Below are 13,398 nucleotides of genomic sequence, written 5' to 3'. Positions count from 1 at the left end.
TCCCTATCGCCCTATGTTAGTAATGAAAAGAGATGGTCGCCGCGAATCCGTGAAATTCGACAAAGTGACCGCCCGTATCGAAAAACTCTGCTATGGTCTCAACACTTCGTTTATCGAACCTATTGACATTGCCAAAAAGGTAATCAATGGTATCTATGATGGAGTAACAACCGTAGAGTTGGACAACCTGGCTGCTGAAACTGCAGCTTCAATGACAACCATTCACCCAGATTTTGCTAAGCTAGCTGCTAGAATTGCAATATCTAACCTACACAAGACAACAAGCAAGTCCTTCTCTAATACGATGAAGAGACTGTATACCTACATCGATCCTAAAACTGGAGAGAACGCTTCTCTCATCGCTAAGGACGTATATGGTATCATTAAAGAAAACGCTGCATTACTGGACTCATCTATCATTTATGATAGAGATTTCGGATATGACTATTTCGGATTCAAAACACTGGAGAGATCCTATTTGATGAGACTAGATGGTCAGATCGTAGAAAGACCACAGCACATGCTCATGAGAGTAGCTGTTGGTATTCATAAAGAAGACATCAAGTCAGCCATTCAAACTTATAACCTTCTATCTGAAAGATGGTTTACACACGCGACACCTACATTATTCAATGCAGGTACGCCAAAACCACAGCTTTCTTCATGCTTCCTACTCACAATGAAGGATGATAGTATAGACGGGATATATGACACACTGAAGCAAACTGCTAAAATTTCACAATCTGCAGGGGGAATAGGATTGAGCATTCACAATGTAAGAGCGACAGGGTCATACATCAAAGGAACTAACGGAGTATCTAATGGAATCGTGCCAATGTTGAGAAACTTTGACATGACTGCCAGATACGTAGATCAAGGAGGGGGAAAAAGAAAGGGAAGCTTCGCGATCTACCTTGAGCCATGGCATGCCGACATATTTGACTTCTTGGATTTGAAAAAGAATCATGGTAAGGAAGAGCTAAGAGCAAGAGACTTGTTCTATGCGCTTTGGACTCCTGACCTTTTCATGCAAAGAGTAAAAGAAAATGGCGATTGGACGCTCATGTGTCCAAACGAATGCCCTGGTCTTGCTGAAGTACATGGCGAAGAATTCGAAAAGCTATATACTAAGTATGAGTCTGAAGGAAGAGGAAGAAAAACCGTAAAGGCTCAAGACCTTTGGTTTGAAATCCTTGAATCTCAAATCGAGACGGGTACGCCATATATGCTGTTCAAGGATTCTGCTAACAAAAAATCAAATCAGAAGAACCTGGGTACTATTAAATCTAGTAACCTATGTACTGAGATTATTGAGTATACGTCTCCAGACGAAGTGGCTGTTTGTAACTTGGCCTCTATTGCACTGCCGATGTATATCGATGAAGAAACTAATGAATTTGATCATCAGAAGCTTTATGATATCACCTATGTGATCACTAAGAACCTGAACAAAGTAATTGACATCAATTACTACCCAATACCAGAGGCGAAAAACTCAAACATGAGACACAGACCAATCGGTATTGGAGTACAGGGCTTGGCTGATACTTTCATGAAGTTGAGAATGCCATTCGACTCTCCAGAAGCAAGAAAATTGAACAAAGAGATCTTCGAAACGATCTACTTTGCATCTATGACTGCTTCGAAAGATTTGGCTAAAGTGGATGGACCATACGAAACTTTCAAAGGTTCTCCAGTATCTAAGGGAATATTCCAATATGACATGTGGAATGTGACTCCAACAGATCGTTGGGATTGGACATCATTGAAGCAAGAGGTAAAGAAACACGGGGTAAGAAACTCTCTCTTATTGGCTCCAATGCCTACCGCTTCTACTTCTCAAATCCTTGGAAACAATGAATGTTTCGAGCCTTATACTTCCAACATGTATTTGAGAAGAGTATTGTCTGGAGAGTTCACTGTAGTGAATAAGCATTTGATGAAAGATTTGATCGAATTAAATCTTTGGGATGACAGCATGAAAAACAGAATCATGGAAGCCAATGGTTCTATTCAAAACATCGCTGAGATACCACAAGAGATCAAAGAAATCTACAAGACGGTTTGGGAAATCTCTCAGAAGGCAATCATTGACATGTCTGCAGATAGAGGTGCATTCATCTGCCAAAGCCAGAGTTTGAACATTCACCTGCAAGAGCCTAACTTCGGAAAAATGACCTCTATGCACTTCTATGCATGGGAAAAAGGTCTGAAAACGGGGATGTATTACCTGAGAACGAAGGCAGCCGCAGACGCGATTAAGTTCACTGTAAAGAAAGATTCGAACAAAGTATCTGAAGCAGCTGCGCTTACTGATAGAGAAGGTCAAGCCAATTCAGATTTCGAATGTGTTGGATGCGGTAGTTAATCGCAGTACTACATAAAAAGACCAAAGCCTCTGACCATTAACTGGTTAGAGGCTTTTTTTATAGCTTTAAATCAACAAGCTCTGTAAAATCTCGTATATTTACAAAGCATAAATATACAGTTATGACGACTTTTACATCCTCATTACCTTCTGCTCTTTTGGATCGTTTGAACGATACAGCTCAAAAATTGAAGCTTCCAAAAAACAAGTTGATAGAAAGAGCATTAGACCTCTATCTTGATCAAATCAACCGAGCAGAATATACTAAGTCATACAAGCTAGCAGGTCAGGATGAGGACATCATGATGATCGCAGAAGAAGGTATGGTGGACTATTTATCGAATCTATCCGACTCAAATGCACCAGGGTGAAATATGGGAGCTGTATCTTGATCCAACTAAGGGAAGTAAACAATCAGGTAGAAGACCAGCGGTCATCATTAGTGGTAATCTACTCAACCAACATCTACAAGTGGTTATCGTATGCCCATTGACTACTCAAGTCAAAAACTATAAAGGGAATGTGGTTTTAGAACCGAATGAACAAAATGGGCTAACCACACAATCCGAAATATTAACTTTTCACATTCGGTCTGTATCCAAAACGAGACTAAAAAAGAAAATCGGCAAAATTGAAAATGATCAAATCAACCAAGTTAAAAGATGTCTCGATGACATACTCAGATATTGATCATGCATAAGGCTTAAAAACCATCAGCTTATCTCCTTCTATATTTTGAGTGGAAATTTGATTTCCGATTAATCTCGGTGCAGGGATACCAACTCTAAATTCATTCTCCGAAATAAATATTCTAGCCTCATCCCATAATCGTGAATCAATCACATCATGAAGGATTGCACTCCCGCCTTCGACCAATACAGATTGAACTTTTCTTCTAAATAAATCCTCTAACAAAGATTTCATAAAGTCAATTTTGGGCAATTTGACATACTCCAAATTATCTAAAGTCTCCGACTTTTTAAGATTGTAGCAAATCGTAGGTAGCGCTCCGTCCTTCAGCTTCAACTCATTAGGCAGTTCCAGATTCCTGTCGATAAAGACACGTAAAGGATGGTCTCCTTCCCATCCACGAACAGTCAGCGCTGGATCATCATATTTGACAGTATTTTTGCCTACCAAAATGGCATCTTCCTCCGCCCTCCATTTGTGCACAAGTTTTCTAGAGTATGCGTTACTGATCCATTTGGAATCGTAATTTTCGCGTGCCACATAGCCATCTGCGGTTTGTGCCCACTTCAAAACCACAAATGGCCTCCTCTTTTTTTGAACATGAAAAAATCGCCTATTCAGATTTAGCCCATCCTTATTTTGGGGACCTATCTGTACTTCGATACCGGCAGCTTTGAGTTTTTCTATTCCTCCTCCATTGACCAATGGAAAAGGGTCTTCATTGGCAATCACCACTTTCTTGACTTTATGCTCCACTAATAAGTCTGCACATGGCGGTGTTTTACCATGATGAGCACAGGGCTCAAGGGTAACATAAACGGTAGACTCTGACAACAAGGATTGATCTTCAACACTAGCAACAGCATTGACTTCTGCATGTGGACCTCCATATTTCTGATGCCAGCCCTCACCTATTATCTTCCCATTATGCACTATTACACAGCCCACCATGGGGTTAGGACTAGCGTCCTTCGAACCAATAGAAGCCAGCTCCAGGGCACGGCGCATGTAAGTCAAATCTGTCGGATGATCCATGAGATAAAGATAGTTTTCTTTCCATATTTTTGTCCCCATGACTCAAGTATTTCCCAAAAGTGCTCTGGAAAAGCTATCCTCCCAACTACAATCTATTTATGATCAAAATGAAGCGGAAGCCATTGCTAAAATAGCCCTAGAGCACCTATTTGAATGGAATACGACTAGCTACATTATCAATCGCTCAACTACTATCGATTCCGATAAGCTAAAAGACCTCAATGACTATGAAAACCGCCTGCTTAAACACGAACCCATACAATACATAATAGGTGAGTCAGATTTTTATGGCCGCAAATTCAAAGTGAATCAAGAGGTACTAATACCTCGCCAGGAAACCGAGTCATTGATCCAGTTGATCAAAGAAACCCAGCCATGGAATCAAGTCACCCTTGCCGATGTAGGGACAGGCTCAGGCTGCATTCCCTGCACGCTCTACCATGAAATCGACACTGCCCAGGTATTGGCCTTCGATATTAGCAAGGGGGCTTTAGAAGTTGCACAAAGCAATGCTTCACGACTTAACTGTAAGATTGAATTTCGACAATTAAATATTTTGATTGAATCCTTACCGCTTGATTACTTCGACATCATCGTAAGTAACCCACCTTATGTTTTAGATTCAGAAAAAGAAGCCATGCATTCAAATGTTTTAGAATTCGAACCTCATCTGGCCCTTTTTGTTGAAGACAAACACCCTTTACTTTTTTATGAAGTCATTGCCCAAAAGGCCAAGAATAGCTTAAAAAAGCAAGGGTATCTTTTCTTTGAAATCAATGAGCAATATGGCAAAGCCACTGCTGACCTATTGACCGAACTCGGGTACCAGCATGTCACAATTCATCAAGACCTTAATCAAAAAGACCGTTTTGCTTCTGCACAGTTGATTTAAGAGGTGTAAGCTTTGAGATGCTCTATACTTTTCAGAAACTTATCGTAAGTCTGTTTCAATTGCTCTGAACGATTGAATGCAGCATTGCGCTGATAGATATCCCATTCATAGCGAAAGCGACCAAAAGCCAACAAAGACAGGGGTGATGCAATTAAAGCACCTAAGGCATATTGCCACATAGACGTCTGACTATAGGCAATGCCTGCATAAATCAACCAAAGAGTGGGAAAACCTACCAGTCCTACACCAAAATAGATCGTATCGACAAATACCTTGTCTTTGATCCCTTTCATGATCTTCCATGGCACAAATAAAATGGGAAGATTGAGGATGAACCCCACCAATGCCAATGGACTCAATAAAGCTGCAAAAAGCGCATTCAAAATTGGAGACTTCCTTTTAGGAAACGGAAATTTCAACCCTCCCTTTTCCAATTCTTTTGATAAGGTCAGAATTTCTTGCTTTTCTTCATCGGTGGCTCGCTCATCTATGATTCGCGACTGTTCATTGATCGTCTGGTAGTCTTCTATCAGTGTCTTTCCGTCCTGATTATGAAAAAACACTTTCTCTAAGTAATCATAGCCTTTTTCGGGCAATGCCGCGTGATAGTGCTTGAGTGATGACTCAAATTGATTTTTCAGTCGATCTATATTTTCTGCAATCTCCTCCTGCTTTTCCACTTTGATGGGCTCGCCATAGTGCAGCACCATAGACGACCTAAAGCTCTTCATTCCTGAATAAGTCAATCCGATAGGTACTATGTAAAGCTCCTTTACAGAATCTGGCTGGCTCAGACCTCCAAGTGCTATTCTTGCGATTCCTTTCTTCATGGGTTTCTCTACCCATCGATCATCATGTGTACCTTCTGGAAAAAGCATCAAAGACTCCCCTACCTTAAAAGCATCAAAGCAAGCTTTAAATATCTGCTGGTTTGCCTTGATAGAATTCACCCCATCGCGCGCACGATAGACTGGCATCAGGTTTAGAGAATTCAGGAAACGTCTAACGATGGGATTCTTAAACACATCTGCCCTTACCAGGTAATGCGTCATTTGATAAATATGTGTAGTCATCAGCAGTGGATCCACCAAAGCATTTTGATGATTCGCTCCAAAAATGATGGGCACTCCTTTGGGCACCTTGTCGTACCCAACTACTTTAATTCTCTTATAATAAAAATGAAGACAGGTACGAACGTATAACCAAAAGGAGTAGTACCATAGATACCTAAATATTTGCATTAGTCAACAGTATTAACATAGTTCTCCCATTTTTCAATCACTGACTGAAAATCGGAAGGCAATTCAGAATCAAATTGAACAAATTCTTTAGTGGCGGGATGTACAAAGCCAAGTGATTTGGCGTGTAGTGCCTGCCGAGGAATTATCTTAAAGCAATTATCGACAAATTGTTTGTATTTTGTAAAGGTTGTCCCTTTGATAATTCGATCTCCGCCATAGGTAGCATCATTAAACAAGGGATGCCCCAAATATTTGAGATGCGCACGAATCTGATGGGTTCTTCCCGTTTCCAGATTGCACTTGATCAAAGAAACATAGCGCAGGTTCTTCAGCACCTCGTAATGTGTAATAGCGGTTCTACCAAAATCCCCCTCTGGAAAAGGGGCTGTAACTCTTCGGTCCTTCAGGCTTCTACCCAGATTCACATTGATCGTTCCTTTTTCTTCTTCTGGTTCTCCCCAAACCAACGCATAATAGGTTCGCTCGATGCTGTGATCAAAAAACTGCTTGGCCAGGCTATTCATAGCTAGTTCTGTTTTGGCAATCACTAGCAGTCCCGATGTATCCTTATCGATTCGATGAACCAACCCAGGTCGGCCATCATTGTCAGGCATGGTTGGTAAATTCTGGAAATGCCAGGTCAGGGCATTGACCAGTGTGCCCGACCAATTCTGATGAGCAGGGTGGACAACCATACCGGCCTCCTTATTGACTACCAGCAGATGCTCGTCCTCATATACGATATTCAAAGGAATCTCTTCTGGTACTACTTCCGTATCTCTCGGGGGTTCCGGCAGCTCCACCAAAACCACATCCTCCGGATGGACTTTATAGTTCGGCTTAACTTTAGCCTCATTCACCTTTACAAAACCATCCTTGATTAACTCTTGCAGTTTGTTTCGGGTAATATTGGGCAGTTTATCCATGAGAAACTTGTCCAAACGAAGCAAATCCTGTTTCGGATCTACCACAATTCGGTAGTGTTCATGCAATTCTCCTTCTTCGTACACTTCTTCCATTGCCGGCAAATTTAACTTTTCCAATCTTTAATTGATGTATTTTTTGTTTATAGTGTTCCTCTATTAAAATATGATGGTCAACGGTGGGGATGTTTAATTCATCGAATTATTTTTGAATATGGTGCCTTTGCATCTATCTTGGAACCATTAAATAATGCTTTAAATCAAAATATCATGAAAACTAGAAACCTATCTCTTTTAAGCCTGCTATTTGCATGCCTTATTGTATTTTCCGCAGAAGCACAGCAGGACAAAAAAGACATAAAAGCCCTAAAAAAAGAGCTAAAAGACAAAGCAATCAAAGATGCTAGAAAAGAAGCGAAAAGAATTGAAAAAGATGACTGGTATACACAGCCAGGCACGATGCCTTTAGACAAACAAATCGAAAGAGCATGGATGAAAGAAGCAGAAGTAGACGACTATGGTTTCCCTGCATACTTTGTGGGATCAGGTAGTGCCCTGGCAGGAACACAGTCAGCTGCCAAGCTACAAGCTTCGACTATCGCTAAGCAAGACCTGGCAGGTAGAATTAGCTCGAGCATCGCTTCTTTGATAGAGACAAATATCTCTACAGAGCAATTAAGTGCTGAAGATGCTGCTACTATCCAGCAAACTGTTTCTGCTTCTACTGAAGTAATCTCTCAGAAATTGGCAAGAGTAATTCCTTTGACTGAACTGTACAGAAAGCAAGACAAAAACTACGAATGTCAAATCAGAGTGGCTTATAGCCAGGAATTGGCAAAGCAAGCTGCCAAAGAAGTGATTCAGCAAGAGCTAGAAGACAAAACCAACGTAACCAGAGAAAAACTGGATAAGTTGATGAACTTCTAAAAAGATCAAACCGAAGACCTTAATATCAATCGAGGGGAAAACGGGTGTTTTCCCCTCCTTTTTAAATTGCTCAAGATGAAAACCCATTTTATTACTATTTCTTTCATACTACTGCCACTATTCGTTGCATTAGGACAAGCACCTGCCTGGACTAATTTTGTATACAGAAATGCCAATTACCCCCAATCAGAATACCTCATTGGGTTTATGTCCGAACGCAACTTAAACGAAGAACCTGAAGCCGATCTACTCAATAGACTGAAGGGATATAGTCAGGACCAATTGGTAGAAAGTATTTTGGTTGATATTCAAAGTATCAGCACACTTAACATTCATAATGTAAATGCCAATACTCATGAAGATTTCAAACGAAGCAGCACCTCAGTAAGTAATGCGAGTATTGCTGGGATGAAATTTGAAACCTTCTATGACAAAAGAAAAAAGGTAGGTTATGCATTTGCCTATGCTAAGAAAGATGACGTGATCAATCAGTACAGCAATGAGACGAACCAGTACTTCGATCAGGTCAATACCAAATTTGCCATCATTCAAAACCAACTAAACAGTGGTGAAAAAGACAAAGCGCTGAAAGGCCTTTACGAAATGCAAACCACACTAAAAAACATTGAGCAAAACATCACCATGCTCATCACATTGACTGGAGACTATAATCACCCAGCAGTAAAACGTGACTTGTTCAACAGACACAAGGTCAACATAGATAAGGAATTAAGTGAACTCAGAAGCACTGAACAAAGCAGTATTGATGATGCAGCGTTTGCCATTGCTCACTCGTTGAAACTCACCATTGGTGAGGTAGACAAAATCATTCGCATCAACAACTTCACTTTTGAAGATACCCCAATGACTAGTCCATTCTCCAGAAGAATGACTTCCAGTCTTCAGCAAAAACTAATTCAGCAAGGATTCAAAGTAGCTACAGAAGGAAGCCAGGATCAAGATGCTTTGATTCTGAACGGAACCTACTGGGAAGAACCAGGAAAGCTAAAAATCAGTACGCTTACAAGAGAGCAAAAAAACTCTGTGGCAGTCGCAAGTGCTGAATGCTATCTATCCACACAAGCCCTCGACGATCTACAAGTTGCCTATAAGCCGGAAAACTATGAAGATGCGCTGGTGAGCATGAAGCAGTTTGCCAAAAATGAAATCACAGGTGGCGGACTGAAAGTAGAAGTATTCACCAACAAAGGAAAAGACAACCTCATCTACACAGAAGGAGAAGAATTGAAGCTATTCATCAAGGCGAACAAGGAATGCTACATCAGGTTCATCTATCACCTGGCAGATGGCAGTAAAGTTTTGTTGCTTGATGATTATTACCTGGGTCGTGAGTATGTCAATAAAGCCTACCAGCTGCCAGAAATATTCGAATGTACGCAACCCTTTGGGTTCGAAATCTTGCAACTCAATGCTCAAAGCGAGCCTTTCCCTCCACTAGCTACTAAAGAACAATATGGATATAAGTTTATCCAGGAAGATGCAGAAGCTATCATTCAAAAAACAAGAGGCTTCAAAGTATCTCGAAAAACTGAAGAGTTAAAAGCAGAAGCTCGGCTCAACATCACTACCATGAGTAGGTAATTCCAAAAACTACAATACTAGAACTTATGAGAATCTTACTGACTGTAATTACACTTACGTGTTTCTTGACTCAAGCCAATGCACAACAATTAAGCATCGACAATCAAGGGCACGCAGGTTTGATTCACGATTTAGAATTTATTGAGAATGGCCAAAAATTACTTTCTGTATCTGAAGACAAAACGGTTAGAGTTTGGGATGTAGCCAGTGGTACACTGGCCAAAACCTACCGATTCGAAACTGAAGGAGGAGTGAATGGTAGGATCTATGCTGCTGCTCTTTCTAAGGACCAGCATTACTTGTTTTTGGGTGGTTATTTCGATCACGAAAATGGAGAGGGAGAAAAAATTGGAGAGATCAGAGTATTGGATTTGATCAACGAAAAATTAATTACTCCATTCAAGGGGCATTCTAATGTAGTTCTGGACATGGTAGTCTCCAAAGATGGTTCTAAGCTCATCAGTGTAGCTGCTGACCAATCCATTATCGTTTGGGACATCACCTCGCCACGAGCACCTTCTAAAATCAAAACCATCAGCGGTATTCCATCTATAGTCAGTGCCATTGATATCAGCGAAAATGGAGCCAATATTGCTGCAGGCGATGTGGATGGATATATTAGAACCTGGGCCACAAGTGGCAGTGCATCCAGCAAATTCAAAGTACACTCGGATGCGATTCGAGATGTATGTTATGTCGGTGGCAATCTTTACTCTGCAGGTGAGGATGGTCAGATCATCAAATGGACCGAAGAAGGCAAATTCATGGGGGCATTTGATGAATTACCTGGAGCGGTCAATGTACTGGAGGGATCTGCCGATGGTCAATACCTGACTGCCATGGGCCGAGTTGGTCTGGTCTATAGCCTGAGCACACAAAGCCCAATTTCTAAATTTGATTACCACACCAATGCAGTCAGTGCGATCACCAGTGCTTCATTCGCCCAATTCGAAGGAAAGCAAGGAAATTATGTAGCTTCTGCAGGTGGCGATGATAAGAATATATTAATCTGGGAAACCAAATCCGGGACGCTCGAAAGAAACTTAGTAGGTAAAGGAAAAAGTGTATTTGGAATCGGTGTGAATGAAGCAAGCAATGAAATTGCCTTCAGTCAAAGTAACCTAACAGGTTTATTAGATGATGTCAAATTAGAAAAGGTATTTGATCTTGATGAACTTCTTCTGAATCAAACGCCTGAATCCTTAACCGAGTTTCACACAGCCACTCTGTCAAAAGGGGGCATGACTTTGGAAAAATCCTCCTCTTCTTCCCTATTAGCTGGAGGTAGAACGATCAATTTGGATGAACAAAAAGATGGTGATCTTAGAAGCTTCACTTACCTCAATGATGGTCAGGCTATTGCCATAGGTTCAACCTATTCCTTGAAAAAATTTAAAACTGATGGAAGTTTACTTGGTTCTTTTGATGGTCATGAAGGAGAAGTTTGGGCATTAACTGATTTCGCATCAGAGAACCTACTGCTATCCGCAAGCAACGATCAGACCATCAAAATATGGAACAATCAGACTGGAGAAAATCTGGTTACTCTTTTTGTTGCATCAGACAACGAATGGGTAATTTGGACTCCACAGGGTTTTTATGAAGCATCTGCCGGAGGAGAAAAATACATAGGCTGGCACATCAACATGGGGCGAAATTCCCTTGCAGAATTTCACGATGTATCTGCCTTCAGCACCTTTTATCATAGGCCGGATGTAATCAAGGCTATTTTGGATTTAAAGTCATATGATGCAGTTGCTTCTCAATTGAACCTTACGGACAAACCAGCCGAGAAAATCGATCCACCCGTCATCAAATGGATTACAGAACCTAACCTGATCGTAAAAGGAAATAAAACTTCTGTCTCTTTCACTATTCAATCCCACTCTCCTGTAAGCCAATTGAAGCTTTTGGCAGACGGTAGACCTATCTATCACGAATCTGATTTGTCTATTTCCGGAGATGGCTATGCGGAAAAAATTGAATTGGATGTAGAGCTTCCAGAAGGAACAAATCAAAGCTACGCCTTTACTGTGTTTGCAGTGGACGAACAGTCCAAAGTACTATCTGGGGAGAGAATGATTGCTTTTGAGAGTATTGAAGAAGATCAGGGAGAAAAAACTTCAGAAGTAGAAGAAACGGAAGTAGAAACCTATGAGGAGCCTGCCGAGGAGCCAGCAGAAACTTACGTTCCAAGCTATGCGGGCAACAGGGACAATACCACCCTCACTTTAGATCCGGTCGAAACTAAAGTTAAAAAGAGTAATCTCTATATGGTATCGATCGGTGTTTCTGAATTTGCCGATTCCAGTTTGGACCTTAGATATGCCGATGATGATGCCGATGCGATTGATGAACTTTTCAAAGGTCAAAAGGACAAAATGTTCAGTGGTGTCACTAGTTTGAAGCTGACTAACGAGAATGCCACGAGAGCAAAAATCCTAAAAACCTTCCAGCGCCTGGAAGAGTATACGACAGTCGACGATTTCGTGATCATATTCATTGCCACACATGGCATGAATGTAGAAGACAACTTCTACATAGTACCCCACGATGGTGATGCACGTAACCCAAGAATATCCTGCATCGACTGGAGAGACTTCTCTGATCTGGTAGGCAACATGTCTGCGCGAGTAGTTTTGTTCATAGATACTTGTCATAGTGGCCAACTAGGCAACAACATGGGACAAAAAAGCCTAAGCAACACAGAAGCAGTTCGTGAATTGTCTGGCAAAGAGTATGGAGTAGTGATTATGGCTGCTGCTACGGGCTATGAATACTCTCTTGAGCATCCAGATTGGGGCCATGGTGCTTTTACTCTATCACTCATAGAAGGGCTTCAAGAAGGAAAAGCCGATGTGAAAAAAGACGGAATCATCTACCTTCGCGAATTGGATTACTATCTATCCGAACGAGTACAAGAACTGACTGGAGGAAGACAGCATCCGACTACTCAAAAGCCAAGTTCAATCAGCAGATTGTCACTGGCAAAGGTCAAATAATATTCATTATTTGTTAAATTGAACTAATTCGACCAAATACCAAGATAAGAGCATGACAAATCAATCAATCCCCACCGAATTCCAAAGACTTTTGCTTCAAACAGTATTCGCATTCATGATATGCGATACACATATTTCTCAAGACGAAGTAGCCTTGATCAAGGAAAACGCAAGTGACAAACTTTTTGGAGACCTAAACATTGAAGATGAATTAGCCGAGTTAATCGATCACGTCAACAGACGTGGAATCGATTTTTTTGATGACTATTTCAAGCGAGTAAAAAGAATTGAAATGGACGAAGAGCAAGAACTTCTACTTCTTGAATCAGCCATTAAAACAGTGCAAGCTGATGATTCCATCAAGCCTGAAGAAGTAAACTTCTTAAAAATCCTTAGGGTGTTACTCAAACTTACAAATGATAAAATTTTAGAAAAATTCCCCGTTGTAGGCCCTCAGTTCATTGACAAAGATCGCTTCACAGATATCTATTTCAAGGAGCTCTATGCCAACTATGCCAAGCTCACAGAGATGCCTGTCTTTGATGTGAGCGATGTGCAGGACATCACAGATACGGTAAAAGACAAAATGAAGTAAATAAAGGCGGCTTGATACGAGTCCAAAAAAGTCTCAAAATATAGAAAAGCATCTGGTAAAACCAGATGCTTTTTTTATGCCCAACTTAATTTGATAATATCATTACAGTCGTTGTATTTTCAC

Annotated in this window: 11 protein-coding genes; 8 read left to right on the top strand and 3 right to left on the bottom strand. The window is 40.9% G+C overall.

Features of this window, described 5'->3' with window-relative positions; translation table 11 throughout:
* Nucleotides 1–13 precede the first annotated feature (13 nt).
* The 3 genes from N7U62_RS21290 (at nt 14) to N7U62_RS21280 (ending at nt 3,058) form a co-directional block, all read left to right on the top strand.
* Nucleotides 14–2,368, top strand: coding sequence for a ribonucleoside-diphosphate reductase subunit alpha (locus tag N7U62_RS21290; RefSeq protein WP_264140135.1), 2,355 nt, complete (start codon nt 14–16; stop codon nt 2,366–2,368).
* A gap of 122 nt (nt 2,369–2,490) precedes the next feature.
* Nucleotides 2,491–2,739: a ribbon-helix-helix domain-containing protein gene (locus N7U62_RS21285; RefSeq protein ID WP_264140134.1), complete on the top strand. Its 249-nt coding sequence runs from the start codon at nt 2,491–2,493 to the stop codon at nt 2,737–2,739.
* A complete protein-coding gene (locus N7U62_RS21280) occupies nt 2,726–3,058 on the top strand; it encodes a type II toxin-antitoxin system PemK/MazF family toxin (RefSeq protein WP_264140133.1) in 333 nt (110 codons plus the stop codon). Before N7U62_RS21285 ends, N7U62_RS21280 begins: the two co-directional genes overlap by 14 nt.
* Here the strand turns inward: N7U62_RS21280 and ribD are convergent, their stop codons facing one another.
* Nucleotides 3,059–4,132, bottom strand: coding sequence for a bifunctional diaminohydroxyphosphoribosylaminopyrimidine deaminase/5-amino-6-(5-phosphoribosylamino)uracil reductase RibD (ribD, locus tag N7U62_RS21275; protein ID WP_264140132.1), 1,074 nt, complete (start codon nt 4,130–4,132; stop codon nt 3,059–3,061).
* On the opposite strand from ribD, the gene prmC reads away from it, so the two are divergent.
* Nucleotides 4,131–4,985, top strand: coding sequence for a peptide chain release factor N(5)-glutamine methyltransferase (gene prmC / locus N7U62_RS21270; protein ID WP_264140131.1), 855 nt, complete (start codon nt 4,131–4,133; stop codon nt 4,983–4,985). The two genes, ribD and prmC, sit on opposite strands and share 2 nt — an antisense overlap.
* On the opposite strand, the gene N7U62_RS21265 is transcribed toward prmC, so the two are convergent.
* Nucleotides 4,982–6,226 (bottom strand): lysophospholipid acyltransferase family protein, encoded by a 1,245-nt coding sequence (locus N7U62_RS21265; RefSeq protein ID WP_264140130.1) that lies wholly within the window; start codon nt 6,224–6,226, stop codon nt 4,982–4,984. The genes prmC and N7U62_RS21265 overlap by 4 nt on opposite strands.
* Nucleotides 6,226–7,245, bottom strand: coding sequence for an RluA family pseudouridine synthase (locus tag N7U62_RS21260; RefSeq protein WP_264140456.1), 1,020 nt, complete (start codon nt 7,243–7,245; stop codon nt 6,226–6,228). The genes N7U62_RS21265 and N7U62_RS21260 overlap by 1 nt, the downstream gene beginning before the upstream one ends.
* Before the next feature lie 174 nt (nt 7,246–7,419).
* Between N7U62_RS21260 and N7U62_RS21255 the strand changes: the two genes are divergently transcribed.
* From N7U62_RS21255 to N7U62_RS21240, 4 genes are all read left to right on the top strand, one after another.
* The gene (locus N7U62_RS21255) at nt 7,420–8,076 is read left to right on the top strand and encodes a hypothetical protein (RefSeq protein ID WP_264140129.1); all 657 of its coding nucleotides are present in this window, start codon (nt 7,420–7,422) and stop codon (nt 8,074–8,076) included.
* 75 nt (nt 8,077–8,151) lie between these two features.
* Nucleotides 8,152–9,678, top strand: a complete 1,527-nt coding sequence (locus N7U62_RS21250) for a DUF4384 domain-containing protein (RefSeq protein WP_264140128.1) — start codon at nt 8,152–8,154, stop codon at nt 9,676–9,678.
* 26 nt (nt 9,679–9,704) lie between these two features.
* Nucleotides 9,705–12,680, top strand: coding sequence for a caspase family protein (locus N7U62_RS21245; RefSeq protein WP_264140127.1), 2,976 nt, complete (start codon nt 9,705–9,707; stop codon nt 12,678–12,680).
* Nucleotides 12,681–12,732: 52 nt separating this feature from the next.
* Nucleotides 12,733–13,275 carry a TerB family tellurite resistance protein gene (locus tag N7U62_RS21240; protein ID WP_264140126.1) on the top strand — a complete coding sequence of 181 codons (543 nt, stop codon included), beginning with the start codon at nt 12,733–12,735 and terminating at the stop codon, nt 13,273–13,275.
* Nucleotides 13,276–13,398: the final 123 nt, after the last annotated feature.

The sequence above is a fragment of the Reichenbachiella ulvae genome (assembly GCF_025833875.1).
Lineage (GTDB): Bacteria > Bacteroidota > Bacteroidia > Cytophagales > Cyclobacteriaceae > Reichenbachiella > Reichenbachiella ulvae.
This window is presented reverse-complemented; position numbering and strand designations above follow the sequence as displayed.